Below are 24,445 nucleotides of genomic sequence, written 5' to 3' on the forward strand. Positions count from 1 at the left end.
GGACCGGGGCAGTGGCACTGATCGGTTGCTTACTTCTCGATGACCGCGAGGACGTCGCGGGCGGAGAGCACCAGGTACTCCTCGCCGGCGTACTTGACCTCGGTGCCGCCGTACTTCGAGTAAAGGACGGTGTCGCCGACCTGCACGTCAACCGGAACCCGGTTGCCGTTGTCGTCGACGCGCCCCGGGCCCACAGCGAGGACAGTGCCCTCCTGCGGCTTCTCCTTGGCGGTGTCGGGGATCACGATGCCCGACGCCGTGGTGGTCTCAGCCTCGTTCGCCTGGACCACGATGCGGTCCTCGAGCGGCTTGATCGCAACCTTGGTCGCGGTAGTCACGGGCATACCCTCCTGGGGTACTGGTTTCGTTGCTGGCCGGCGGGGCCAACCAGCGTCAATCTGCCTCATGCCACCGGGCGGGACCGTCGTCGCGGGTGCCGGTCCGCCTGGCGTGCGCACCCGGGTCGCGAGACCCGGAAGCTGGCACCCTCAGGGTGAGAGTGCTAATCGCAGGTTATTCCGTGGCTAGCACTCCGTCAAGGAGAGTGCCAGCGAGTCGCGCCCCGCCAGCCCGGATTTCCGGGTCCACCCGGACAATGACCGGGTGGATCTCGATCAGCTGGCGGCGCTGCGTACCCCCGAGGGGTCGGCCGCGCTCACGGCGGCGGCCGGGCTGGCCGGCGGTGATCCGCTGGCCGCGGCGTCGGCGCTGCGCGCGGCCGGGGTGCCACCGACGTTGGCCGCGGCGGCGCTCACCCAGGCCGAGCTGCGGCACCGCGCGGTCGGCAAGTTCGGCCCGGCCGCCGCCGGGATGTTCCTCACCCGCCCCGGGCTGGAGCAGGCCACCCGCCGGGTGGTCGCCGATCGTCGGGCCGCCCGGCTGTCCGCGGCCGGCGTCCGCACCCTGGCCGACCTGGGCTGCGGCCTCGGCGCGGACGCGCTGGCCGCCGCCCGCGCCGGCATCCGGGTGTACGGGGTGGAGGCCGACCCGGTGACCGCCGCGATGGCTGCCGCCAACGCCGCGGCGGCCGGGCTGGCCGAGTTGTTCACCGTCGAGTGCGGCGATGCCACCGCGTTCGACGTCTCCCGCGTCGACGGGGTCTTCTGCGATCCGGCCCGCCGCACGACCGGCACCGGTCGACGGATCTTCGACCCGCGCGCCTACTCGCCGCCGTGGGACTTCGTCACCGGGCTGGCCGAGCGGGTGCCGCGCACGGTGGTGAAGGTGGCCCCGGGCCTGGACCACGCGCTCATTCCGGCCGGCGCGGAGGCGGAGTGGGTAGGCGTGGACGGCGACCTGGTGGAGGCCGCGCTCTGGTGCGGTGAGCTGGCGGAGGTGCCCCGCCGCGCCACGCTCTACCGCGCGGAGACCCAGCGCCACCAGCTCACCGGCTCGGGTGCCGACGAGGCCCCGGTCGGGCCGCCCCGGCGTTACCTGTACGACCCGGACCCGGCGGTCATCCGCGCGCACCTCGTCGCCGAGTTGGCCGCCGAACTGGACGCCACCCTCGGCGACCCGAGCATCGCCTACCTCTACGCGGACCTGCCGACCCGCACCCCGTACGCGCGCTGCCTGGAGATCACCGACGTGCTGCCGTTCTCGCTCAAGCGCCTGCGGGCGTTGCTGCGCGAGCGCCGGGTGGGCCGGGTGGAGATCCTCAAGCGGGGTTCGGCGCTCACCCCGGAGCAGCTCCGACGGGACCTGCGGCTTTCCGGCGACGCGGCGGCGAGCCTGGTGCTCACCCGGGTCGCGGGCGCACCGACCGTGCTGATCGGTCGGCCGGTCGACTAGGCCTGCGTCAAGCCCTCGGTCGGCATGTCCACTAACGTCGCCGGTGTGGCAGGACAGGGCACACCGGCGACGGCACTGTTGGTCAAGCGCGGGGTCGCGCATCGCACGCATCCCTATCGGGTGTCGCCGGACGCCCCGAACTACGGCGCGCTGGTCGCGGTGGCGCTGGGCGTGGCACCGGAGCGCGTCTTCAAGTCGTTGGTGACCGCTGTCGACGGCACGCTCACCGTGGCGGTCGTCCCGGTCACCGGCGAGCTGGATCTCAAGGCGCTCGCGGCGGCGGTCGGTGGGAAGCGGGCGGCGCTTGCCGACCGGGCGGTCGCCGAGCGGGCCACCGGATACGTACGCGGTGGGATCAGCCCGCTCGGGCAGCGGAAGAGGTTGCCCACGGTGCTCGACGACTCCGCGTCGGACTTCCCGACGATCTATGTCTCGGCTGGTCGACGCGGCCTGCAACTCGAGTTGGCCGCGGCGGATCTGGTGGCGTTGACGGACGCCCGCACCGCGCCGCTCCAGGCCCGCTGACGACAGTCGTTACGTCGACGCCCCGGTGGGATACCCACGGAGTAACAGTCGCGTTGCTGAATTGTTATCGCCCCCAACAAACTAGGCACCTGCGCGGTCTTGTGGAGCCGGTGTGACGCGAAATACGTTGCCGGACACAACAAAACAACACCTCCCCCACCACGAAAGGACCCTGCACATGCGTAAGGGGATCCTCACCATCGCCGCCGTGGGCCTGCTGACGACCGGCGGGCTGACCGCCTGTAGCGACGACTCCGGCACCGGCTCGACCGACTCCAAAAAGACTCCCAAGATCGGCGTGATCCTTCCGGACAGCAAGTCCTCCCCCCGCTGGGAGACGGCCGACCGCCGCTTCCTGGAGGAGGCGTTCAAGGCCGCCAACGTCAAGTACGACATCCAGAACGCCCAGAACGACAAGGCCGCCTTCCAGACCATCGCCGACCAGATGATCACCAGCGGCGTCACCGCCCTGATGATCGTCAACCTGGACTCCGGCACCGGCAAGGCCGTGCTCGACAAGGCCAAGTCGCAGGGCGTCGCCACCATCGACTACGACCGGCTCACCCTCGGCGGCTCCGCCCAGTACTACGTCAGCTTCGACAACGAGACCGTCGGCAAGCTCCAGGGCGAGGGTCTGGCGAAGTGCCTGACCGAGAAGAACGCCAAGAACCCGGTCGTGGCGTACCTGAACGGCTCCCCCACCGACAACAACGCCACCCTGTTCAAGGCGGGCTACGACTCGGTGCTCAAGCCGAAGTTCGACTCCAAGGAATACACCAAGGGCCCGGACGACGCCGTGCCGGGCTGGGACGGCCCCACCGCCGCGACCATCTTCGAGCAGCAGCTCACCGCGACCAAGGGCAAGATCGACGGCGTGCTGGCCGCCAACGACACTCTCGGCAACGCCGCCATCTCGATCCTGAAGAAGAACAAGATCAATGGCAAGGTGCCGGTGACCGGGCAGGACGCCAGCGTGGAGGGCCTGCAGAACATCCTCGCCGGTGACCAGTGCATGACCGTCTACAAGGCGGTTCGGGAAGAGGCCAAGGCCGCCGCGGACCTGGCCATCGCGCTGGCCAAGGGCGAGAAGAAGGACACCGGCAAGTCGGTGAAGGACGGTGACCGCGACGTCCCCTCGGTGCTGCTCACCCCGAAGGCCATCTACAAGGACAACGTCAAGGACGTCATCGCCGACGGCTACGCGACCAAGGAGCAGGTCTGCACCGCGGCGTACGCCAAGTTCTGCACCGAAGCCGGCATCAGCTGACGGACGTCGCAGTACCCGCCGGGACGACAATCGCCGCCCGGCACGGGAGCACCCTCCCGTGCCGGGCGGCGCCCGCCGGACGGGCCCCGACCCTCCCTTGAGAAGGAGACCCCCGTGTCCGCGACCCCTCTGCTGGAACTCCGCGGGATCGACAAGAGCTTCGGTCCCGTCCAGGTGCTCCGCGACGTCGCCCTGACCGTCCACCCGGGCGAAGTGACAGCACTTGTCGGCGACAACGGCGCCGGCAAGTCGACCCTGGTGAAGTGCATCAGCGGCATCCACCCCACCGACTCCGGCGAGTTCCTGTTCGACGGCGAACCGGTGCACATCGGCAGCCCCCGCGACGCCGCCACGCTCGGCATCGAGGTCGTCTACCAGGACCTCGCGCTCTGCGACAACCTGGACATCGTGCAGAACATGTTCCTCGGCCGGGAGCGGCGCAGCGGCATCGTCCTGGACGAGCCGACGATGGAACAGCTCGCCGCCGAAACCCTGGCGGGGCTCTCCATCCGCACCGTCACCTCACTGCGCCAGCACGTGTCAAGCCTCTCCGGTGGCCAGCGCCAGACCGTGGCCATCGCCAAGGCCGTGCTGTGGAACAGCAAGCTGGTCATCCTGGACGAGCCGACCGCCGCGCTGGGCGTGGCACAGACCGCCCAGGTGCTCGAACTGGTCCGCCGCCTCGCCGACAACGGCCTGGCCGTGGTGCTCATCTCGCACAACATGAACGACGTCTTCGCCGTCTCCGACCGGATCGCCGCGCTGTACCTCGGCCAGATGGTCGCCCAGGTGAAGACCACCGACATCACCCACGCCCAGGTGGTCGAGCTGATCACCGCCGGGCGCTCGGGCGGGCTCGGCCTCGCCACCGACCCGGGCAGCAACGGCGACGGCCCGCAGCCGGCCGACTCGACCTCAGGAGGCGTCCGATGACCACCACCGCCGTGCGGAAGGACGGCCCGGCGGCCGTCACACCGGCGCCGACCGTCGGAGGCCACGTCCGCAACTACCTGAGTCGGGTACGCGGTGGCGACGTCGGCGCGCTACCGGCGGTGCTCGGCCTGATCGTGCTCTGCACCGTCTTCGCGATCATGCGGCCGTCGTCGTTCCTGTCGGCCGGCAACTTCGCGAACCTCTTCACCCAGGGCGCGGCGGTCACGCTGATCGCGATGGGCCTGGTCTTCGTGCTGCTGCTCGGCGAGATCGACCTCTCCGCCGGCTTCGCCAGCGGCGTCTGCGCGGCGGTGCTGGCCAATGTGGTCACCGTGCTCGGCTACCCCTGGTGGGTCGCCGTGCTCGCCGCGGTCGCCACCGGCGTGGTCATCGGCACCACGCTCGGGATGCTGGTCGCGAAGATCGGCATCCCGTCCTTTGTGGTCACCCTCGCCGGCTTCCTCGCCTTCCAGGGCGTCGTGCTGCTGCTCGTGCAGGAGGGCACCAACATCTCCGTGCGTGACGAGGTGCTGGTCGCCATCGCCAACCGCAACCTGGCCCCCACGCTGGGCTGGGCGCTGACCGCCCTCGCGATCATCGGCTACGCGGCTGTGCAACTGCTGCGCCACCGCAACCGGGCGGCCCGTGGCCTGATCACCGACCCGATCGCGGTGGTGGCGCTGCGGATCGCCGGGCTCGCCGTCATCCTCGGCACCGCCGTCTACGTGCTCAACCTGGAGCGCAGCCGCAACGTCCTGATCGTCTCGCTCAAGGGCGTGCCGATCGTGGTGCCGATCATCGCGGTGCTGCTGGTCATCTGGACCTTCGTGCTCCAACGCACCAGCTACGGCCGGCACATCTACGCCGTGGGCGGCAACCGGGAAGCGGCCCGCCGGGCCGGCATCGGAGTCGACCGGATCCGGATCTCCGTCTTCGTGATCTGCTCGTCCATGGCCGCCATCGGGGGCATCGTGGCGGCCAGCCGGGCCAACTCGGTCGACCCGAACACCGGGGGCAGTAACGTACTGCTCTACGCGGTCGGCGCAGCCGTCATCGGCGGCACCAGCCTCTTCGGTGGCAAGGGCCGCGTCCTCGACGCCGTGCTCGGCGGCGCGGTGGTCGCGGTCATCGAAAATGGAATGGGCCTGATGGGGTACAGCGCGGGAATCAAGTACGTGGTCACCGGCGTCGTACTGCTGCTCGCCGCCAGCGTCGACGCTCTCTCCCGCCGCCGCGCGGCAGCAACCGGCACCCGCTGACCACGCGGGAGGTAGCACCACAATGCGCCCAGGACCGAGCCAGGACCACGTCCGACGGCAGAACCTCGGGGCTCTGCTGCGACACGTACACGTCCACGGTGCGACCACGCGGGCCGAACTGACCACCACGCTGGGCCTCAACCGCAGCACCATCGGCGCGCTCACCTCCGATCTGTCCGCTGTGGGACTTGTCAGCGAGGGGGCGCCGAAGGAGACCGGCCGGGCCGGACGACCGTCACTCGTCGTCCGGCCCGAGTCGGCCCGGGTCTACGCGTACGCGTACTCCGTGGAGGTGGACCGGTTGCGCGCCGCCCGGATCGGGCTGGGTGGCGCGGTCCTGGACCGCCGGGACCTGGACCGACCACGTGGCCTGCTGGCCGCGGAGGCCGCGCCGATGCTGGCCGGCGCGGTCAAGGAGATGCAGCAGACCGTGCCGGCCGACGCGATCTGCGTCGGCGCCGGTGTCGCCGTCTGCGGCATGGTCCGCCGGGACGACGGCCTGGTACGGCTCGGCCCGACCACCGGCTGGGTGGACGAGCCCATCGGCGCGGCGCTCGCCGCCGAGCTGGGCGTCAACGTGCCGGTCACGGTCGGAAACGTGGCCGACGTGGCCGCGTTCGCCGAGCACGCGCGGGGCGTGGCGGCCGGCTGCGACAACGTCCTCTACCTGTACGGCGACGTCGGCGTGGGCGCCGGCATCATCGCCGGTGGCCGCCGGCTGACCGGCCACGGCGGGTACGGCGGCGAGGTCGGCCACATGAAGGTGGTCCTCGACGGCCGGCCCTGTGAGTGCGGTTCCCGGGGCTGCTGGGAAACCGAGATCGGCGAGCATGGTCTGCTCCGCGCCGCCGGACGCTCCGACGCCCGAGGCCCCGACGCGCTACTGGCCGTCTTCGACGCCGCCGACCGCGGCGACGCCCGGGCCCAGACCGCGGTCCGCCAGGCCGGTGACTGGCTCGGCTTCGGACTGGCCAACCTGGTGAACGTCTTCAACCCGGAAATGGTCATCTTCGGCGGCACCATGCGCGACCTCTACCTCGCGTCGGCCGCCCAGGTCCGCAGCCGACTCAACTCCAACGCGCTCGCCGCCTGCCTGGAGCACGTCCGGTTGCGTACGCCGAAGTTGGGCGAGGACGCCCCCCTGATCGGGGCCGCCGAGTTGGCCTTCGAACGGCTCCTCGCCGATCCCCTCGACGTGGGCTGATCCGCGTACGCTGTCCAGCGTGGATGTCGAGCTGCGCGCTTCCGACGACGACCGCAACCGGGTGGTCGCCGAGCTGCACCGGCACACCGCGGCGGGCCGACTGACCCTCGACGAGTTTTCCGATCGGGCCGGTGCGGTGTGGACGGCACGCACCCTCGGCGACCTGGCCGCGCTGACCCGCGACCTGCCGGTCCTGCCCCACCCGACCGTCGACGGCGACCCCGTCGAGCACGGGCGTCGCGAGCTGCTGATGCTCTTCGCCGCGGCCGCGCTCACCCTGCTGCTGCTCGGCGGCTTCCTCGCCGTCACCCGCTGATCCGCCTGACCCGCTGATCCGCGTCGGCCGCTGATCGGCGTCGCCCGCGTCCCGCCGATCCGCGTCGCCCTTCAGGTGAACTGATCGCGCGGTCAGTCCGTACCAGTGGTCGGACGGGCAGTCGGCAGGATGTGGCTGCCCGGTCCAGACGCGTTTCGGTCCGGACCGAGGAGGCCCCACAGACATGGCACCGCTGAGATCCGCCCATCGCCGAGTGGGCAACCGGACCCACCGAGCGGCGCTGCTGCTCATCGCGATCATCGCGGCGGTCGGTGTCCTGCCCGGCGTGGCCGTCGCCGCGCCCGCCGGTGGTCAGCAGCTCAACGCCGCGGACATGACGCTGCTCAACGGGGTCCGGTTGGCCGGGCTGTGGGAGATGCCCGCCGGCCAGATGGCCGCCGAGAAGGGCCAGTCGGCCAAGGTACGGGAGATCGGCGCCGGCATCGCCAGCGAGCACCAGCGGCTCGACCAGCTCACGGTGGACGCGGCGAACAAGTTGGGCGCGAGCATCCCCAGCGAGCCGACGGCCGAGCAGAAGGGCTGGCTGGCCGAGATGCAGAAGGCCTCCGGCGCCCGCTTCGACCAGATCTTCGTCACCCGGCTCCGGGTCGCCCACGGCAAGATCTTCCCGGTGATCGGCGCGGTCCGCGCCAGCACCCGGGACGCCACCGTCCGCAAGCTCTGCGAGGACGCCAACACGTTCGTCCAGCACCACATGCAGATGCTGGAGAGCACCGGGCTGGTCCGCTGGCCGGAGCTGCCGCCGGCCGCGCTGCCCGCCCCCGGTGAGGACGGGCTGCTGGCCGCCGCCAAGGCGAACGCCGGCCCCCAGGTAGGGGTCAGCAGCACGGTCGTCTGGCTGGTCTTCCTCGCCGCGCTGGGCACCGGTGGAATCGCCACGTACCGGATGCTGCGCCGCAGCTGAGGATCGCTCGTTGGTGGCTCGCGTCAGCGGTCGACCTGGGTGAAGTCCCAGGAGTGCGGCGCGCGGGCCACCAGCAGGGCGGGCGGATCGGGCAGCGGGCGCGGGTTGCTGCGCCACTTGGAGATGACCACCACGCGGTGGTCGGTGGAGGAGAAGACCTCGCTGGACACGTACAGCGGGTCGTGCTCCAACTCGGGCAGGGCGGTGTCACACACCCAGGTGATGAGGTCGGCGACGCCGTACGCCTCGGCGCGCGCCTCCCACATTCGTACGATCATGTCCGGCGCTCCCGTCACACGCTGACCGTGGTCAACGGCAGTGCCGAGTCGGCCGGCAGGTCCAGTCGGCTGGGCGCCACCCCCGCGGCGACCAGGTGCGACCCGAGCGCCGCCACCATCGCCCCGTTGTCGGTGCACAGCTTCGGCCGGGGCACCCGGACCCGGATGCCGTACTTCTCGGCCCGCTGCTCGGCCATCGCCCGCAGGCGCGAATTCGCCGCCACTCCCCCGCCGATCACCAGGGTATCGATGCCCTGCGCACGGCAGGCGGCGAGCGCCTTGCTGGTCAGCACGTCACAGACCGCCTCCTGGAAGGAAGCGGACACGTCGGCTACCGGCACCGGCTCACCGGCTCGCTCCCGCGCCTCGACCCACCGGGCCACCGCGGTCTTCAGGCCGGAGAACGAGAAGTCGTACCTGTGGGCGGCGAGGTCCTTCGCGGCGGTCAGGCCGCGCGGGAAGGCGATCGCGGCGGCGTCACCGGCCCGCGCCTCCCGGTCGATCGGCGGGCCGCCCGGAAACGGCAACCCGAGCAGGCGGGCGACCTTGTCGAACGCCTCGCCGGCCGCGTCGTCGATGGTGGCGCCCAGCGGGGTGACACCCCGGGCCAGGTCGTCGACGAGCAGCAGGGACGAGTGCCCGCCGGACACCAGCAGCGCGATGGCGGGTTCGGGCAGCGGGCCGTGTTCGAGGGTGTCCACCGCGACGTGGGCGGCAAGATGGTTCACGCCGTACACGGGCTTCTCGGCGGCGAGCGCGTACCCCTTCGCGGCGGCGACACCGACGAGCAGCGCGCCGGCCAGCCCTGGCCCGGAGGTGACCGCGATCGCGTCGATGTCGGCCAGGGTGACGCCGGCCTCGGTCAGCGCCCGGTCCATGGTCGGCACGATGGCCTCCAGGTGTGCCCGACTGGCCACCTCGGGCACCACACCCCCGAACCGGGCGTGCTCCTCGACGCTGGAGGCGAGCGCGTCGGCCAGCAGGGTGTGCCCCCGCACGATGCCGACGCCGGTCTCGTCGCAGGAGGTCTCGATCCCCAGGATCAGCGGTTCGTCAGCCATTGTGGTGTGGTCCGTCCCCGGTCGGCTCGGCGTCGCGCCGCATCACCAGCGCGTCGGTGTTGCTCGGTTGGTAGTAGCCGCGCCGCACCCCGACCGGCTCGAACCCGTACGTCGCGTAGAGCCGCTGGGCCGCGGCGTTGTCCACGGCGACCTCCAACAGGGTGCTGCGGGCGTCGCGTCGGGCCGCCTCGGCGAGCAGTTCCTCAAGCAGGGCACGGCCCACACCGCGCCGCTGGGCGTCCCGGCGGACGGCGATGTTCTGGACCCACACCTCGCCCGGCGGAACACCGGCAAGCCCGGCGTAACCGAGCACCGCACCGTCCGCGTCGACGGCGACCCGGTAGTGGTGCCCGTTTGCCAACTCGTTCCAGAACATGGCCGGCGACCACTGCTCGGCGCCGAAGAGGTCAGCCTCGATCGGCAGCACGTCGTCGATGTGCCACCAGCGGAACGGAACGAGTCGTACGGCCGTCATGGCAGGACCGGTTTGCGGCCGGTCGCCGCCACCGCGTCGGGCCGGCGCAGGTAGAGCGGGGTGAGCCGCTCAGTGGCGGCACCCGCCCGGATCCGTTCGGCGGCGAGCAGCGCCAGCACGGTGGCGTCCGGGTACCGCGGCTCGACCCGGACGGGCAGGTCCAGTGTCTCGGCGTACCGGTGCGCCCCGTCGCCCACCGCGATCGTCGCGCCCAACTCCCGGGCGCGCGCGGCGGCGACCGCCGGCGTGGACACCTCGGGGCCGACGATCCGCTCGCCGGCACCGTCGTAGACGGCCCAGTACAGCTCCTTGCGCCGGGCGTCGCTGGCGGCCAACACCGGCTCACCGGACGCCGCCGGGTAGCCGATGCCGTCGAGCGAGCAGACGCCGTACGTGGGGATGCCGAGCACCTGACCCATCGTCGCGGCCGTGACCAGGCCGACCCGCAGCCCGGTGAACGGCCCCGGGCCGAGCCCGGCGACGATGGCCCCCAGGTCACGCGGACGCGCGCCGACGTCGGCGAGGGCCGCGTCCACCTGGGGCGCGAGCAGTTCGCCGTGCGCGCGGGCGTCGACCGTGCACCGGTGCGCGCGCGGCGCCACACCATCCGCCGAGACGTCCACCAGCGCCGCGGTCACCGCGGGGGTCGAGCTGTCCACCACGAGTACGAGCACGGTAAGCCAGCCTAGCGGCCTCGCCCCGAGCCCCGGTCACGCCCCGCCCCGCCAGCACCCACGGAACCACACCACCCGGCCGCGCGCGCAGCCAGGTGTCAGCTCAGCCGGCGGTGCGCGGCCGGCGGTGTCAGCTCAGCCGGCGGTGCGCTCCCAGTCGATGGTGGGCAGGCCGGCGTCGGCGAGCGCCTTGTTGGCCGCGCTGAACGGACGGCTGCCGAGGAAGCCGCGCGGGTTCATCGGGCTCGGGTGGCCCGCCTCCAACACCACGTGCTGCGGGTTGGAGACCAGGGCCGCCTTCTTGCGGGCGTAGCCACCCCAGAGCAGGAAGACCACCCGGTCCGGCGAGGCGTCAAGTGCCCGGATCGTCGCGTCGGTGAACTCCTCCCACCCGGCGTTGGCGTGCGAGCCCGGGGTGGCCTGGCGGACGGTCAGCACCGCGTTGAGCAGCAGCACACCCTGGGCGGCCCAACCGTCGAGGTTGCCGCTGCGCGGCTTGGGAACGCCGACGTCCTCGCCCAACTCCTTGAAGACGTTGCGCAGCGACGGCGGCACCGTCACACCGTCGCGGACGCTGAAGCTCAACCCGTGTGCCTGCCCGGCCCGGTGGTAGGGGTCCTGCCCGAGGATCAACACCCGGGTGCCCTGCGGCGGGCAGAGCCGGTAGGCCGAGAACAGATCCTCCAGCGGCGGGAAGACGGTCTGCGTCGCGTATTCCCGGGAGACGAACTCGGCCAACGCGGCGGTGCGGGCCGCGTCCAGGTGCGGGGTGAGCACGGCACGCCACTGCTCCGGCAGCAGGGCCAGCAGGTCGAGGGCGGGGGCATCGTCGGGCATCAGGAACCTCTCACAGCGCGGGTCGGTCCCCCGCACTCTAGGCATCCGGTACGACAGCGGGACGGCCTGCGGCCTGATTCCGGAGGCCGGCCAGTCCTGGTGAAACAGGCCTCAACCCAGGTCGGCGAGCCGTCGGGCCCAGTCGCCACCGATCGGGTCCAGCTCGACGATCCGGGTGTCGTCGTCGCGGCGGTCGATGCGGACCCGTAGGTGCGCGTCGACCAACTGCTCCACCAGTCCCTCGCCCCACTCCACCACCGTGACCGAGTCGTCCACCGAGGCGTCGAGGTCCAGGTCGTCGATCTCGGCGCGCGGATCGGTGGCGTCTCCCAACCGGTACGCGTCGGCGTGCACCAGGGCGACCCGGCCGCCCCGGGACGGATCGGGGCGATGCACCCGGGCGATCACGAAGGTCGGCGAGGTGATGTCGCCGACCACGCCGAGCCCGGCGCCGACGCCCTGCGTGAGCGCGGTCTTACCGGCGCCCAGCGGACCGGTCAACAGCACCAGGTCACCGGCCCGCAGCAGCCCGGCCAGGCGCCGGCCGAACTCCCGCGTGTCCTCGACGGTCGGCAGCTTGACGACGTGACTCACCGTTCCTCCGACTTCCCAAGTGATTCGAGGAACCGCGCGAGCGCGGCGTTCACCTCGTCAGCATGCTCCAACATCACCACGTGACCGCTGTCTTTGATCTTGACGAACTCGGCGTGCGGCAGCCGCCGGACGATCTCCTCGGAGTGGACCACCGGAGTGATCATGTCCTTGTCGCCGACCACCACGAGCACCGGCGTCGCGGCCAACGCCGCGAGGGCCGGGAAGCGGGAGTGGGTGGCCAGGGTCCGCAGGTAGCGGGTCACCGTGTCGGCCGACGTCCGGGAGTTCATCGCCTCCACGTAGGAGACCAGAGCCGGGCTGGGCTTACGGGTGCCGAAGCCGTACTTGCGGGTCAACAGCCAGGCCACGTTCGACGTCGACTTGCGGGCCTTGTCGATCACCGGCCCGCCGTAGCGGGTGGCGTTGCTGACCATGTACAGCACCGGACCGCCGACCCGGCCGAGCAGCGCGGGCGCGACCAGCTTGGTCTCCGCGACGAGCCCGCCCGACGTGGCCATCAGGACGGTACCCACCACCCGGTCGCCGAACAGCTCCGGAAACAACTCGGCGAACGCCATGATGGTCATGCCACCCATCGAGTGGCCGACGAGCACCAGCGGCCCGTCCGGGGCGGTGCGGTCGATCACCTGGCGCAACGTCCGGCCGAGCACCGCGAGGTCGTACTCGCCTGTCTCCAACCGGCCGGACCGGCCGTGACCGGGCTGGTCGTACGCGACGACCCGGTAGTCACCGCGGGCGGCGAGCATCTGGCGCTGGAAGTGGAACGTCCCCATGTCCAGGCAGAAGCCGTGCACCAGCACCACAGTGGGATGCCCCGGCACCGGCCTGGTCGGCTCGACCACCTCGACGTGGATGTCCGTGCCGTCCGGCAGCTCCAGGCGGAACGCCTCGTCGTACCGCTGCTCGCCGAACATCTCGTGCGCGTAGCGGTCGGCCGGGTCCGCCTTGAGCCGGCGGACCAGGGTGCGCTCGGTCGCGACCCCGGCCGCCAGGCCCGCGGCGGCCACCCCCACCGCGGCGCCGACGATCCCCGCGACCCGGCCCACCGCGGTCCGCGGACGCGGAATGCGGTAACTCACGGCACCTCGCCGTCGTAGACCCGCGGCACCCTGGTGCTGCCGAACCGGGTCACGATCTCGTAGTTGATCGTGCCGGCCGCCTCGGCCCAGTCGTCGGCGGTGGGCTCGCCGTCCGCGCCGCTGCCGAAGAGCGTCGCCACGTCGCCGTCGGCCACCGGGTCGTCGCCGCAGTCGAGCACGAACTGGTCCATGCAGACCCGCCCCGAGATCGTCCGCCGTACGCCGCCGAGCTGCACCGGCCCGGTGTTGGAGGCGTGCCGGGGAACCCCGTCGGCGTACCCGAGGGGCACCACGGCCAGGTTCGCGTCGGACTCGGTGGTGTAGGTGTGCCCGTAGGAGACCCCGGTGCCGGCGGGAACCCGCTTGGTGAGCATCACCCGGGCGCGCGCGGTCATCGCCGGCCGCAGCCCGTACGTCTCGCCGGCCACCGGGGAGAGCCCGTAGATGGCCAGACCGGGACGGACCAGGTCGAAGTGGGTGTCCGGGCGGGTCAGGGTGGCCGCCGAGTTGGCGAGGTGCCGCCAGCGCGGTCGGAGCCCGGCCCGCTCGACCATGCCCAGCCCCTCGTGGAAGACGGCCAACTGACGGTCGATGGTGGGGTGGCCGGGCAGGTCCGCGTACACGAAGTGGCTCCACACGCCGACCACCTCGACCAGGCCGTCGGCCTGCGCCTTCGCGGCGGCGTCCAGCAGCGCCGGCCAGTCGGCGACTGTCGCCCCACCCCGGGACAGCCCGGTGTCGATCTTCAGGTGCAGGCGGACGGGACGCCCGGCGAGCCGGCTCGCCCCGATCATCTCGTCCAGTTGGGACAGGCTGGCCGCGCTCAGGTCCACCCCGGCGCTGACCCCCTCGTGCAGCGGCAGGCCGGGCGCGAGCAGCCAGGCCAACACCGGCTCGGTCACTCCGGCCCGGCGCAGGGTGAGCGCCTCGTCGAGGGTGCAGACACCGAGCCAGTCCGCACCGGCGTCGAGCGCCGCGCGAGCGGCCGGGAGCATCCCGTGGCCGTACCCGTCGCCCTTGACCACCGCCATCAGCTCGGCGGTGGTGCCGGCGCGGAGCCTGCTCACGTTCTCGCGGATCGCGTCAAGATCGACGCGCACCTCGGCCTGCCACATACGCCCAGCCTACTTTCCGTGGAGATCAGCGCGGGCGGCGACGCACGTCCCGGGCGGCCCATCCGGTCGTTCCGCCCGGAACCGGACCGATCAGCCCAGGCGGGCGACGACCGGGCGCAGCGCGGTCACCACGTCGGGCGCGGTCACCGGCCCGCTCCGGGCCGCCTCCCGGCCGGCGAGCCCGTGCAGGTACGCGGCCGCGGCCGCGGCCCGATCGGCGGGCACCCCGGCCGCCAGCAGTGATCCCAGCAGCCCGGCCAGCACGTCGCCGGTGCCGCCGGTGGCCAGTGCCGGGGAGCCGGTCGGGTTGACGTACGCCCGGCCGTCAGGCGTCCCGATCACCGTGCGGTCGCCCTTGAGCAGCACCACCGCCTTCATCCAGGCGGCCAGCCGCAGCGCGGCGCCGACCCGGTCCGCGCCGGGCGCCTCACCGCAGAGTCGGGCGAACTCACGGTCGTGCGGGGTGACCACGATCGGCGCGTCCCGCCCGCGGAGCCGGTCGGCGAGCGAACCGTCCACCAGCAGGGTCAACGCGTCGGCGTCGAGCACCACGGGCACCGGGGCGGCCAGCACGGCGCGCAGCTCGGCCGCCGCGTCGGCGCCGGTGCCCAGCCCCGAGCCGCAGACCCACGCCTGCACCCGACCCGCGTCGGCGACCCGCCCACTGGCGATCACCGAGGGGTGCTGGCGCAGCACCTCGTCGCGGGCGCCGCCGGCGTAGCGGACCAGGCCGGTCGGCCCGGCCAGCGCACCGCCCACGGAGAGCACCGCCGCACCCGGGTAGGTGGCCGAGCCGGTGGCCACCCCCACCACACCCCGCGTGTACTTCTCCGACGCCGGACCCAGCTTCGGCCACCAGTCGACCACGTCGGACCACTCGGTGACCCGCAGCGCCGGGGTGCCTCGCAACCAGGGCCGCAGCCCGATGTCGACGATCTCCACCTGCCCGGCCAGTGCGGCGGCCGGCCCGACCACCAGGGCGGGCTTCAGCGCGCCGAACGCCACGGTCACGTCGGCGTGGACCGCGTCCGGCCGGCCGGAGGAGGTCAGCGGCACGTCCCCGGTGTCCACCGCGACCCCGCTCGGCACGTCCACCGCCAGCACGGTGGCCCGGCCACCGTCACGTCCACGCAGCTCACCGAGCCGCCGCACCACCGCGTCCGCGCCGGCCCGCAGCCCGCCGGTGCCACCGATGCCGACGATGCCGTCGAGCACCAGGTCGATCGGGCCGGTGGGCTGGTCCACAAGGCGACCGCCGGCAGCGCGCAGCGCGGCCAGCCCCGCCGCGTGCGCACGCCCGGGAGTGAGGAGCAGGGCGGACACGTGCACACCTCGGCGGGCCAGTCGCTCCCCGGCGTACAACGCGTCGCCGCCGTTGTCGCCGGAACCGACGAGCAGCAGCACCCGGCCGCCGTAGACGCCGCCGCGCTCGGCGAGCAGCAGCGCGGCCCGGCGGGCCAGCCCGGCGGCGGCCCGCTGCATGAGCGTCCCCTCCGGCAGCGTGCCCATCAGCCCCGCCTCGGCCGCCCGTACGTCGGCCACCCGCCACACCGCTCTCATGCCACCGTCTCCCCATCCGTTCGCCTGCGGACCCGGCCGGCCCGCCGGGTCGACGTCACCGTTCCGCGACCACCATGGCCGACGCGATCCCCCCGTCGTGCGACAACGAGAGATGCCAGTGGTTGACCCCGCGCGCCTCGGCCGCCGCCGCGACGGTGCCGGCGACCGCCAGCCAGGGACGGCCGTCCGGGTCGGCCCTGATCTCGCAGTCGTGCCAGCTCAGCCCGGCCGGGGCGCCGAGCGCCTTGGCCACGGCCTCCTTGGCGGCGAACCGGGCGGCGAGCGACTCGGTGGGGCGCGGGTTGCCGGAGCGGGTGTGCCGCTCGGCGGTGGTGAAGAGTCGGTCGGCGAGCAGCGGCGTCCGTGCCAGCGCCCGGGCAAACCGGTCGACCAGGACCACGTCGATGCCGACAGCGACGATCACCACCACACCCTACCGGCGGCCGGGGCCGGAGATTAGCCGTCCGGCCCGCGGTGGGCAACGCCTGTGGACAAGCCGGGGTACGGCCCACCGCCCGTTGTCCACAGGGCATTCCGGTGCCCGCCGCGCCCGCCTAGCGTCGGCGCGTCGATGCCGATCGTCCACGGGGGTGTGGTCATGACCGATGAGCTGTTCGCCGTCCGGCCGGAGGAGTTGCGGGCGGTCGCCGGCTCCCTCGACGACGAGGCGTACGGGCTGGCGTGGGGCCTCGCGAGGGTGCCCGGGCTGCTGGTGGTCGCACCCGAGTGGCGTGCCGGCGCGGCTCTGGCCGGGCTGGAGGCGGCCGGGCACCCCTGGTTCTGCCGGCTGGGCGCCCAGGTCGCGGCGACCTCCGGTGGGATCCGCTCGGCGGCCGAGGCGTACGAGACGGCGGACGACCGGGCCGCCGGCCGGTTCGCCGCGCTGCCCCGGTGAGCGGTGTCGGCTACCGGCAGCTCTGGGCTGCCGATCCGGGCGGCTGGCGGTCCGCCGGGGTGGCCTGGGCCGGGCTGACCGGGCCGGTCGAGGCACGGGTCGGCGAGTTGGGGGCGGCCGGGGCGCGCCTGCGCGGCGGTTGGTCCGGTGCGGCGTCCACCGCGGCGGACGCCCGGCTCGCCGGTCTCGGTGCCGAGCTGGCCTCGATCATCCCCGCGCTGATCGAGGTCGACCAGGTGCTGGCCGAGCTGGCGGGGCGACTGACTGTCGCGAAGGCCCGGCTCGCGGAGGCGGTCGCCCAGGCGGACGCTTCCGGGCTGGTGGTGGATCGCGCGGGCCTGGTGCACGTCGACCCCGCGCGGCTCCGGCCCACCGAACGGGCCGGCGTGGCGGCGGCTCGGGTGACGGCGGCCCTGCGCGACGCGCTCGACGGGGCCGGTGCGGCAGATCGGGTCGCCGCGGACCGTCTGGACGAGCTGGCCCGGGCCGCCGGTTCGGGTTGGGCGTCGCCGCCACCGCCGGGTCGGCCGGCGGCCGATGCCGCGCCGACGCTCGTCCGCGCCTGGTGGTCCGGGTTGACGTCGGCGCAGCGCCGGTGGCTGATCGGGCACGAGGGCGCCCTTGTCGGCCGGTTGGACGGGGTTCCGGTGGCCGCCCGGGACCAGGCCAACCGGCTGCGGCTCGGGGTCTGGCGCGCGGAGTTGCTGGCCGAGCGGCGGCGGTTGCTGGCCCGGGTGCCGCCGGGGTCACTGAGGTCGCTCCGCCTGCACGGGTTGGCCGGGCGGTTGTCCGGCCTGGACGCGTTGGCCGGGCGGCTGGCGGCGGGCGGGGAGCCGCGGGCGTACCTGCTCGGGCTGGACGCGGCCGGTGAGGGCCGGGCGGTGGTGGCGCTCGGCGACCCGGACCACGCCGATCGGATCCTCACCTACGTGCCGGGGATGGGTTCCGGGCTGGACGACGCCCCCGGTGAGCTGGGCAGGGCAGCCCGGGTGCTGGACCGGTGCGTCACGCTCGCCCCGGCCGAACGCAGCGCGGCGGTGCTCTGGTTGGACTACGACGCCCCGGATTTCGTGACCGACGCGGCCTCGGCAGGCCTGGCCCGCGACGCCGGCCCGGCGCTGCACCGTTTCCAGGAGGGGCTGCGGGCCAGCCACGAGGGGCCGCCGGCCCGGCAGACGGTGCTCGGGCACAGCTACGGGTCGTTGGTGGTGGGGACGGCCGCCCGGGAGCACGGGCTGGCCGCCGACGCGCTGGTCTTCGTCGGCTCGCCCGGGGTCGGCGCGTCGCACGCCGCCGAGCTGGGCGTGCCACCCGGGGAGGTCTGGGCCAGCCGTGCCCCGGACGACGTGATCCGGGCAGCCCGCCCACTGGACGAGTTCGGCCGGCGCGCCCTGCTCGGCTCGGCTCCGCTGGCCGCCGCGCTGGGCTGGCCCGACCGGACCGGGCACGAGCTGTGGTTCGGTCACGACCCGTCGGACCCGGGGTTCGGCGGTCGGGTCTTCGGCAGTGGGCGAGGCGGGCACACCGGGTACTGGGACCAGGGCAATCCCGCCGTGGACGGGATGGCCCGGGTCGTGCTGGGGCGTTGAGGGGCCCACTCGACGACGACCGACGTGGCCAGGTCACGAGGCTGGTCCACGTCGTGTCCACGAGCGGCGGCGAACGATCGGGGCCCGGCGGCCGCAACGGGACGAGCATCGCGGGCGGCTCGCTCCGGATGGCGGGGTTGCGGCACGCCAACGGGTGCGAAAGTCTCTCGGCGGGTTTGGCGCTCCCGCCCACGGCCCGTTCGTCCCCTGCCCACCCCGCCCGGAGCAGCCATGACCGACGCGCCCCCGCCCGACCCGTCGCCCTCACCCGCACCGGAGCCGGCCTCCTCCGCGCCCCCGCCCGATCCGACGGCGTCGCCCTCCTCGACCCCGTACCCGACTCTCGACCCGCTGGCCCCGGCCCAGCCGTGGGCGCCGCCAACCCCATGGACACCGTCGCCATGGGCACCGTCGCCGTGGTCGCCCTCTCCGCCGGCCCCGCCCGCCACCCAGTGGACGCCCCAGCCGCCCGCGGCGCCCTGGACCCCCGAAGCCCCGCCATCCACCTGGTCGCCGACCCCGGCCGACGCCTCAGGCCCGCCGTCGACCGGATCGCCGCCGCCGGCGGGCTGGCCCACGCCCGCAGGCTGGCCCACACCGGACGGGCAGCCACCGACAGCGGGCTGGCCCACACCGGACGGACAGCCGACACCCGCGGGCTGGCCGCCGCCCGGGTATCCGCCGTCCGGCGCCGGCTGGCCGCCGCCCGGGTACCCGCCGCCCGGCGCCGGCTGGCCGCCGCCGGGGTACCCGCCGCCGTACGCCTACCCCGGCTATCCACAGTTCCCCGGCAAGCCGGCCTCCAGCGGTGGACGGGTGGTCGGGATCGTCGTCGCGGTCTTCGTGGTGTTGGTCCTGACCATGTGCGGCTGCCTCTGCGCGAGCGGTCTGTGGCTCGGGGAGACCGGCCCGGACCCGGTCGCCGAGGAGCCGTGGGTCACCGACGACGACTGGACCCCACCGAGCGCCGGGCCACTCACCCCGGAGCGACCCACCCCCACCAAACAGCCGATCACCCGCCCCACGTCGGGGCCGGCCCCGGTGACGGTGGTCTACGAGGTGACCGGGGAGGGCACGGCGGACCTCGCGTACTTCGACGCCGAGAGTGACCTCATCCACGTCGACGCCCAGAAACTGCCCTGGCGCACCACAATCCGGACCAACGGCAAGAGCCGGATTCTGGTGGAGGCCAGATGGGCCGACGACGAGGGCGGGAAGCCCCTCGACTGCACCGTCACGGTCACCGGCGCCGGCAAGCCGGCCGTCGACCGGGCTCGGGGATACGCGGCCACCAGTTGCGCGCCCGCCTGAGGCTGGGGCTCGGCCGGGAGCACCCGTAGGGCCTAGGCTGGCGCAGGTGACGAGCACCGATGTCGACCCGCTGGTGGCCCGGATGCGGCCGTTCGGCACGACGATCTTCGCCGAGATGTCCGCCCTCGCCGTGCGGACCGGCGCGGTAAACCTCGGCCAGGGCTTCCCCGACACCGACGGCCCCCCGGAGATGCTGGCCGCCGCCGTCGAGGCGCTGCGCGGCGGGCAGAACCAGTACCCGCCCGGCCCGGGGATTCCCGCCCTGCGCGCGGCGGTCGCGGCCCATCAACTGCGGTTCCACGACCTGTCGTACGACCCGGACGGCGAGATCGTGATCACCGCTGGCGCGACGGAGGCGGTCGCGGCCAGCATCCTCGCCCTCTGCGAACCGGGTGACGAGGTGGTCTGCTTCGAGCCGTACTACGACTCGTACGCCGCCTCGATCGCGTTGGCCGGCGCGGTCCGGCGGCCGGTGACCCTGCGCCCGGCGGCCGACGGCCGGTACTCCTTCGACCCGGCGGCGCTCCGCGCGGCGTTCGGCCCGCGGACCCGGCTGCTCCTGCTCAACTCGCCGCACAACCCGACCGGCAAGGTCTTCACCCCGGCCGAGCTGGCACTGATCGCCGAGCTGTGCCAGGAGCACGACACGTACGCGGTCACCGACGAGGTGTACGAGCACCTGGTCTTCACCGACGCGGCGCACCCGCACGTGCCGCTGGCCACCCTGCCCGGGATGTGGGAGCGGACGCTGCGCATCTCGTCGGCGGGCAAGACGTTCTCCTGCACGGGTTGGAAGATCGGCTGGGCGAGTGGCCCGGCGGCCCTGGTCTCCGCGGTGCTGCGGGTGAAGCAGTTCCTCACCTACGTCAACGCGGCCCCGCTGCAACCGGCGGTCGCCGTGGCGCTGGCGCTGCCGGACGACTACTACACCGGCTTCCGGGACAGCCTCCAACAGCGGCGTGACCAGCTCGTCGACGGTCTCACCACCGCCGGGTTCGAGGTGCTCGACTCGGAGGGCACCTACTTCGTCACCGCCGACATCACCGCCCTCGGCGGGTCCGACGGGGTGGAGTTCTGCCGCTCACTGCCGGAGCGGTGCGGCGTGGTGGCGGTGCCGACGCAGGTCTTCTACGACGACGTCGAGGCGGGCCGACGGCTGGTCCGGTTCGCCTTCTGCAAGCGGCCCGAGGTGTTGACCGAGGCGGTCACCCGACTGCGCGCCCTGCGCCCGAGCCACTGACCGGCGGGGAGCCGGTCGACCCTGCCTCGTCCGACGACTGATCCGAAGTCGATGCCGCCAGCCCGGCGAGCAGTCGACCCCCGTCACCGAGCAGTACCGCCTCGGCATCGTCCACGAACGACAGGTCCGCCGTCACGTGCCGGCTGGCCGCGGTGAGCAGCAGCCCGACCACCGGGTCGTCGGCAGCGCGGCGAAGACCGTCCAGATTGCGCAGCTCGCGCAGCAGGTGCCCACGCTGGTTGCTGAGCACCGCGCGCACGGTGGCCGTCGAGCCGGACCGAGCGGCGGCCGTGACCTTGAGGAAGAAGTCGTCCCGGAATCCGCCGCTGCGTGGGCTCGGCTCGGCCAACCACCGGGCCAGCTCGGCGCGGCCGTCCGGGGTGATCTCGTAGACCACCCGGTCCGGCTTGATCGGCTGTGGTTGTCGTTCGGCGACGACCAACTCGTCTCGGGAGAGCCGGTCGAGAATCTGATAGAGGTGGCCGATGTTGAGCGGGCCCCACTGCGGGCCGACGGCGGCCTCGAAAGCGCCCTTCAGCTGGTAGCCGTGGCTGGGGCCACCAGCGAGTAGGGCGAGGACGGCGTGCTGGATCGCCATGTCACCTCCAGTTCGAGCCTTGCATTGTCACAATGTATCGCGCAGAGTGGGGGACAGCACACGGGGAGGCGCGACATGTTCGGCTTCATCTGGCGACAACTGCGCGGTCGTGCGGGGCGGTCGGTGGCGCTGCTGGTGGGCGTGCTGGTGGCAACCACCGGCTTCGTCGTTCTGACCGGCGCCACCACCACCTCCCACCTGGACGTCATCGGCACGGTCGAGCGCAACACCCAGGTCGCCTACGAAATCCTGGTCCGCCCGGACGGGACCCGCACGCCGCTGGAAGCCGAACGCGGCCTGGTCCGCCCCAACTATCTCTCCGGGCTCTTCGGCGGCATCACGAGCCAGCAGTACGAGCAGGTGAAGTCGGTCCCCGGCATCGAGGTGGCGGCCCCGATCGCGATGCTCGGCTACTCGACCACCTCGCTACCGACACCGCTCGACCTCACCGACGCCGTCGACCGCTCGCTGGACAGCCAGGTCATCCGGGTCGACCCGACCTTCCACGCCGAACGGGGTCTCTCCAGCGCGCCGGGCAAGCCCCGGTACGTGTACGTGACCAAGAAGCCGCTGATCTACCCCCGGATCGACGGGGAGTTCGACAGCGCTGCCACCCCGTACTCCGATGGGCGGTCGTACCCCTGGTCGGACACCTGTGGGCCCGCTGTCCGGGAGGTGCAGCCGGACGGGCGGAGCCTTCTCGTCTGCGATCCGCAATTCGCCCTGCTCGGAAACCCGGGCACCTACTCCGAGCGCGATGGCTGGTCCCTGGACGCGGTGCAACTGCTGCCCGACGGCCGGTTCCAAGGCCCGCCCCACGTGTTGGCGACCGATCGGGACGGCACGTCGGCACCCGCCGACCATCTGGTGATGGCGTACGACCTGACCGTGCCGTTCCTCCTGGCGGCGGTGGACCCGGCGGCCGAGGAACAACTCGTCGGCCTCAACGGTGCCGTCATCACCGGCCGGGCCCTCCGCCCGGACGACACGGTCACCGTCGAACGGCGCGGCACCGCGGACAACGTGTCGGTGCCGGTCCTCGTCACCAACCGCCCCTTCATCGACGAGTCGCTGTCAGCCACATTCACGCGGCGAGCGATCAGTCCCGCCGGCGTGGAGGCGATCGACCTGGAGAAGACGTTGAGCCGCCCTGGCGGAACGCCGGCCGGGTCCGGCCGGTACGACCTCACCGCTGGGCACCAGGCGATGCTGACCGAGAAGCTCTCCCCCGCCGGGTGCTGTGGCGGTCAACTGCAGACCGTCGTGCAGTCGGCCGAAGTGCAGTACGACCGCCTGCCCGACGGCAGCCTCCGCGCCCGCCCGCAGCCGCCGGTCAACCCCAAGGTGTACGGCGACAAGGAAACGTTCAACCCACTGCCCCGACCGTGGCTCACCGACGACAGTGGTTCGCGATCGGTACGGGCGCTGCCGCTACCCACCGGCGTGAACGCCGCCAATCGCTTCTGGCAGGCCACCGGTGTCTTCGACCCGGGCAGGCTGACCGGGTTCAGCGACCTCGGCCAGGTGCCGTTGGAGACCTACCAGGCACCGCTGGCGCAGGGTGCCGACGACCGCAGCCGAGCAGCCCTGGGCGGCCAGCCACTGGCACCGAGCGGCAACCCCGCCGGCTACCTCTCCGCCCCGCCGCTGCTGCTCACCAACCTCGGCAGCCTGCCGAAACTCTTGGAAGGTGGCGGGCCACAGGCGACGGCCCCGATCAGCGCGATCCGGGTACGGGTGGCGGACGTGGGCGGCTACAACGAGCAGTCCGCCGAGCGGGTCCGGCTGGTCGCCCAACAGATCGCCGCGCGCACCGGGCTGGACGTCGACATCACCCTCGGCTCGTCGGCCGCACCGCAGACCGTCGAGCTGCCCGCCGGCTCGTTCGGACGGCCGACGCTGCGGCTGACCGAGAACTGGTCGGCGCTCGGCGTGGCATCGGTCATCACACAGGCGGTGGACCGTAAGAGCGTGGTGCTCTTCGTGCTGGTGCTGGTGGTCTGCGTGCTGTTCCTCGGCAACGCGGTCAGCGCCGCGGTCCGCGACCGGCGCTCCGAGTTGGCGGTGCTCTCCTGTCTCGGCTGGCCGGTACGTCGGATCGCGGCGCTGATCCTGGGCGAGGTCGCCCTGCTCGGGCTCATCGCCGGTGTGCTCTCGTTGGCCCTCGCGGTGCCGCTCGGGATCGCGCTCGGCATCGACCTCGACTGGCGGCGAGCCGCCCTGGCCGTACCCATCGCCCTGTTGCTCGCGCTCGCCGCGGGCCTGGTGCCGGCGCTGCGGGCGGCGCGTGCCCACCCGGCCGGCGCCCTCCGCCCGATGGTGGCTCCCGCCCATTGGGTACGCCGACCACGCACCCTGTTCGGGCTGGCCCTGGTCAACCTTGCCCGGACGCCCGGTCGCACGTTCCTTGGCGCCGGTGCGCTGGCGATCGGGGTGGCCGCGCTGACGCTGGTCGCCGCCGCCGCGTGGGCCTTTCGGGGCGCGCTCGTCGGCAGTCTGCTCGGTGACGTGGTGTCGCTCAGCGTGCGCGGCGCGGACACGGTGGCCGCTGCCGCCACGGTGCTGCTCGGTGCCGCTGCGGTCGCGGACGTGCTCTACCTGAACATCCGTGACCGAGCCGCCGAGTTGGCCACCCTGCGGGCGATCGGCTGGACCGACACCGAGTTGGGCCGGCTGGTCGGCTACGAAGGGCTGGCGCTGGGGATCGTGGGTGCGACGACCGGAGCGACGGTCGGCCTGGTCAGCGCGGGTTGGTTGATCGGCGAACTGCCCGGCGCGCTGGTCCTGGTGGCCGCGCTGGCGGCGTTGGCAGGCGCGCTGGTCAGTGCTGTGGCCGCCCTGGTGCCGGCCGCCCTGTTGCCACGCCTACGGCCCGCCCGACTTCTGGCAGAGGAGTAG

25 protein-coding genes are annotated in these 24,445 nt (G+C 73.1%); 13 read left to right on the forward strand and 12 right to left on the reverse strand.

The annotated features are described in order from the left end of the window. Positions 1–29: 29 nt before the first annotated feature. A complete protein-coding gene (groES, locus tag ACPXBU_RS18700) occupies positions 30–344 on the reverse strand; it encodes a co-chaperone GroES (RefSeq protein ID WP_030330046.1) in 315 nt (104 codons plus the stop codon). A gap of 259 nt (positions 345–603) precedes the next feature. Between groES and ACPXBU_RS18705 the strand changes: the two genes are divergently transcribed. The 8 genes from ACPXBU_RS18705 (at position 604) to ACPXBU_RS18740 (ending at position 8,220) form a co-directional block, all read left to right on the forward strand. Continuing rightward, positions 604–1,791 (forward strand): THUMP-like domain-containing protein, encoded by a 1,188-nt coding sequence (locus ACPXBU_RS18705; RefSeq protein ID WP_425758978.1) that lies wholly within the window; start codon positions 604–606, stop codon positions 1,789–1,791. 45 nt (positions 1,792–1,836) lie between these two features. Then, a complete protein-coding gene (gene ybaK, locus ACPXBU_RS18710; RefSeq protein WP_425758980.1) occupies positions 1,837–2,316 on the forward strand; it encodes a Cys-tRNA(Pro) deacylase in 480 nt (159 codons plus the stop codon). 178 nt (positions 2,317–2,494) lie between these two features. Then, positions 2,495–3,583: a sugar ABC transporter substrate-binding protein gene (locus ACPXBU_RS18715; protein ID WP_425758981.1), complete on the forward strand. Its 1,089-nt coding sequence runs from the start codon at positions 2,495–2,497 to the stop codon at positions 3,581–3,583. A 114-nt stretch (positions 3,584–3,697) separates the two neighbouring features. Beyond that, positions 3,698–4,516, forward strand: coding sequence for an ATP-binding cassette domain-containing protein (locus tag ACPXBU_RS18720; protein WP_393370401.1), 819 nt, complete (start codon positions 3,698–3,700; stop codon positions 4,514–4,516). Continuing rightward, positions 4,513–5,775: a sugar ABC transporter permease gene (locus ACPXBU_RS18725; protein ID WP_393370398.1), complete on the forward strand. Its 1,263-nt coding sequence runs from the start codon at positions 4,513–4,515 to the stop codon at positions 5,773–5,775. The genes ACPXBU_RS18720 and ACPXBU_RS18725 overlap by 4 nt, the downstream gene beginning before the upstream one ends. 22 nt (positions 5,776–5,797) lie before the next feature. Beyond that, a complete protein-coding gene (locus ACPXBU_RS18730; protein ID WP_393370397.1) occupies positions 5,798–6,979 on the forward strand; it encodes an ROK family protein in 1,182 nt (393 codons plus the stop codon). A 19-nt stretch (positions 6,980–6,998) separates the two neighbouring features. Beyond that, on the forward strand, positions 6,999–7,295 hold the full coding sequence (locus ACPXBU_RS18735) for a DUF1707 SHOCT-like domain-containing protein (protein ID WP_393370395.1): 297 nt from the start codon (positions 6,999–7,001) through the stop codon (positions 7,293–7,295). 184 nt (positions 7,296–7,479) lie between these two features. Continuing rightward, entirely contained in the window at positions 7,480–8,220 is a 741-nt protein-coding gene (locus ACPXBU_RS18740; RefSeq protein ID WP_425758982.1) for a DUF4142 domain-containing protein, read from the forward strand. Between the two features lie 23 nt (positions 8,221–8,243). Here the strand turns inward: ACPXBU_RS18740 and ACPXBU_RS18745 are convergent, their stop codons facing one another. The 10 genes from ACPXBU_RS18745 to ACPXBU_RS18790 all read right to left on the reverse strand — a co-directional run bounded on the left by ACPXBU_RS18745 (position 8,244) and on the right by ACPXBU_RS18790 (position 16,338). Next, the gene (locus ACPXBU_RS18745; RefSeq protein WP_088987640.1) at positions 8,244–8,498 is read right to left on the reverse strand and encodes a hypothetical protein; all 255 of its coding nucleotides are present in this window, start codon (positions 8,496–8,498) and stop codon (positions 8,244–8,246) included. 14 nt (positions 8,499–8,512) lie between these two features. After that, a complete protein-coding gene (gene tsaD / locus ACPXBU_RS18750; RefSeq protein ID WP_393370389.1) occupies positions 8,513–9,559 on the reverse strand; it encodes a tRNA (adenosine(37)-N6)-threonylcarbamoyltransferase complex transferase subunit TsaD in 1,047 nt (348 codons plus the stop codon). Next, the gene (gene rimI / locus ACPXBU_RS18755) at positions 9,552–10,034 is read right to left on the reverse strand and encodes a ribosomal protein S18-alanine N-acetyltransferase (protein WP_393370386.1); all 483 of its coding nucleotides are present in this window, start codon (positions 10,032–10,034) and stop codon (positions 9,552–9,554) included. Before rimI ends, tsaD begins: the two co-directional genes overlap by 8 nt. Further along, positions 10,031–10,708, reverse strand: a complete 678-nt coding sequence (tsaB, locus tag ACPXBU_RS18760) for a tRNA (adenosine(37)-N6)-threonylcarbamoyltransferase complex dimerization subunit type 1 TsaB (protein ID WP_425758984.1) — start codon at positions 10,706–10,708, stop codon at positions 10,031–10,033. The genes rimI and tsaB overlap by 4 nt, the downstream gene beginning before the upstream one ends. Before the next feature lie 135 nt (positions 10,709–10,843). Next, positions 10,844–11,545 carry a uracil-DNA glycosylase gene (locus tag ACPXBU_RS18765; RefSeq protein WP_425758985.1) on the reverse strand — a complete coding sequence of 234 codons (702 nt, stop codon included), beginning with the start codon at positions 11,543–11,545 and terminating at the stop codon, positions 10,844–10,846. Between the two features lie 111 nt (positions 11,546–11,656). Next, entirely contained in the window at positions 11,657–12,139 is a 483-nt protein-coding gene (gene tsaE, locus ACPXBU_RS18770) for a tRNA (adenosine(37)-N6)-threonylcarbamoyltransferase complex ATPase subunit type 1 TsaE (protein ID WP_110563046.1), read from the reverse strand. Beyond that, positions 12,136–13,239 (reverse strand): alpha/beta fold hydrolase, encoded by a 1,104-nt coding sequence (locus ACPXBU_RS18775; protein ID WP_393370379.1) that lies wholly within the window; start codon positions 13,237–13,239, stop codon positions 12,136–12,138. Before ACPXBU_RS18775 ends, tsaE begins: the two co-directional genes overlap by 4 nt. Then, positions 13,236–14,354 carry an alanine racemase gene (gene alr, locus ACPXBU_RS18780; RefSeq protein WP_425758986.1) on the reverse strand — a complete coding sequence of 373 codons (1,119 nt, stop codon included), beginning with the start codon at positions 14,352–14,354 and terminating at the stop codon, positions 13,236–13,238. Before alr ends, ACPXBU_RS18775 begins: the two co-directional genes overlap by 4 nt. 90 nt (positions 14,355–14,444) lie before the next feature. Continuing rightward, the gene (locus ACPXBU_RS18785; protein WP_425758987.1) at positions 14,445–15,914 is read right to left on the reverse strand and encodes an NAD(P)H-hydrate dehydratase; all 1,470 of its coding nucleotides are present in this window, start codon (positions 15,912–15,914) and stop codon (positions 14,445–14,447) included. A 55-nt stretch (positions 15,915–15,969) separates the two neighbouring features. Continuing rightward, on the reverse strand, positions 15,970–16,338 hold the full coding sequence (locus ACPXBU_RS18790) for a holo-ACP synthase (RefSeq protein WP_393370371.1): 369 nt from the start codon (positions 16,336–16,338) through the stop codon (positions 15,970–15,972). Between the two features lie 174 nt (positions 16,339–16,512). Here ACPXBU_RS18790 and ACPXBU_RS18795 point away from each other — a divergent pair, with 174 nt between their 5' ends. From ACPXBU_RS18795 to ACPXBU_RS18810, 4 genes are all read left to right on the forward strand, one after another. After that, on the forward strand, positions 16,513–16,809 hold the full coding sequence (locus tag ACPXBU_RS18795) for a hypothetical protein (protein ID WP_425758988.1): 297 nt from the start codon (positions 16,513–16,515) through the stop codon (positions 16,807–16,809). Then, positions 16,806–18,398 (forward strand): alpha/beta hydrolase, encoded by a 1,593-nt coding sequence (locus ACPXBU_RS18800; RefSeq protein WP_425758989.1) that lies wholly within the window; start codon positions 16,806–16,808, stop codon positions 18,396–18,398. The genes ACPXBU_RS18795 and ACPXBU_RS18800 overlap by 4 nt, the downstream gene beginning before the upstream one ends. An 816-nt stretch (positions 18,399–19,214) precedes the next feature. After that, positions 19,215–19,709 carry an MmpS family transport accessory protein gene (locus ACPXBU_RS18805; protein WP_425758990.1) on the forward strand — a complete coding sequence of 165 codons (495 nt, stop codon included), beginning with the start codon at positions 19,215–19,217 and terminating at the stop codon, positions 19,707–19,709. Positions 19,710–19,755: 46 nt separating this feature from the next. Beyond that, positions 19,756–20,949 carry a pyridoxal phosphate-dependent aminotransferase gene (locus tag ACPXBU_RS18810; RefSeq protein ID WP_393370361.1) on the forward strand — a complete coding sequence of 398 codons (1,194 nt, stop codon included), beginning with the start codon at positions 19,756–19,758 and terminating at the stop codon, positions 20,947–20,949. Here ACPXBU_RS18810 and ACPXBU_RS18815 read toward each other — a convergent pair. Then, on the reverse strand, positions 20,915–21,547 hold the full coding sequence (locus tag ACPXBU_RS18815) for a PadR family transcriptional regulator (RefSeq protein ID WP_425758991.1): 633 nt from the start codon (positions 21,545–21,547) through the stop codon (positions 20,915–20,917). The two genes, ACPXBU_RS18810 and ACPXBU_RS18815, sit on opposite strands and share 35 nt — an antisense overlap. Positions 21,548–21,622: 75 nt before the next feature. On the opposite strand from ACPXBU_RS18815, the gene ACPXBU_RS18820 reads away from it, so the two are divergent. Beyond that, the gene (locus ACPXBU_RS18820) at positions 21,623–24,445 is read left to right on the forward strand and encodes an FtsX-like permease family protein (protein ID WP_425758992.1); all 2,823 of its coding nucleotides are present in this window, start codon (positions 21,623–21,625) and stop codon (positions 24,443–24,445) included.

The organism is Micromonospora sp. DT231 (assembly GCF_049847025.1).
Lineage (GTDB): Bacteria > Actinomycetota > Actinomycetes > Mycobacteriales > Micromonosporaceae > Micromonospora.

Bases quoted from the DNA above. Each gene is read 5' to 3' on its own strand.
- rimI (WP_393370386.1), bottom strand. From the start codon at position 10,034: ATGACGGCCGTACGACTCGTTCCGTTCCGCTGGTGGCACATCGACGAC.
- ACPXBU_RS18820 (WP_425758992.1), top strand. From the start codon at position 21,623: ATGTTCGGCTTCATCTGGCGACAACTGCGCGGTCGTGCGGGGCGGTCG.
- ACPXBU_RS18745 (WP_088987640.1), bottom strand. From the start codon at position 8,498: ATGATCGTACGAATGTGGGAGGCGCGCGCCGAGGCGTACGGCGTCGCC.
- ACPXBU_RS18715 (WP_425758981.1), top strand. From the start codon at position 2,495: ATGCGTAAGGGGATCCTCACCATCGCCGCCGTGGGCCTGCTGACGACC.
- tsaD (WP_393370389.1), bottom strand. From the start codon at position 9,559: ATGGCTGACGAACCGCTGATCCTGGGGATCGAGACCTCCTGCGACGAG.
- alr (WP_425758986.1), bottom strand. From the start codon at position 14,354: ATGTGGCAGGCCGAGGTGCGCGTCGATCTTGACGCGATCCGCGAGAAC.
- ACPXBU_RS18765 (WP_425758985.1), bottom strand. From the start codon at position 11,545: ATGCCCGACGATGCCCCCGCCCTCGACCTGCTGGCCCTGCTGCCGGAG.
- ACPXBU_RS18725 (WP_393370398.1), top strand. From the start codon at position 4,513: ATGACCACCACCGCCGTGCGGAAGGACGGCCCGGCGGCCGTCACACCG.
- ACPXBU_RS18815 (WP_425758991.1), bottom strand. From the start codon at position 21,547: ATGGCGATCCAGCACGCCGTCCTCGCCCTACTCGCTGGTGGCCCCAGC.
- groES (WP_030330046.1), bottom strand. From the start codon at position 344: ATGCCCGTGACTACCGCGACCAAGGTTGCGATCAAGCCGCTCGAGGAC.
- ACPXBU_RS18730 (WP_393370397.1), top strand. From the start codon at position 5,798: ATGCGCCCAGGACCGAGCCAGGACCACGTCCGACGGCAGAACCTCGGG.
- ACPXBU_RS18740 (WP_425758982.1), top strand. From the start codon at position 7,480: ATGGCACCGCTGAGATCCGCCCATCGCCGAGTGGGCAACCGGACCCAC.
- ACPXBU_RS18795 (WP_425758988.1), top strand. From the start codon at position 16,513: ATGACCGATGAGCTGTTCGCCGTCCGGCCGGAGGAGTTGCGGGCGGTC.
- ACPXBU_RS18785 (WP_425758987.1), bottom strand. From the start codon at position 15,914: ATGAGAGCGGTGTGGCGGGTGGCCGACGTACGGGCGGCCGAGGCGGGG.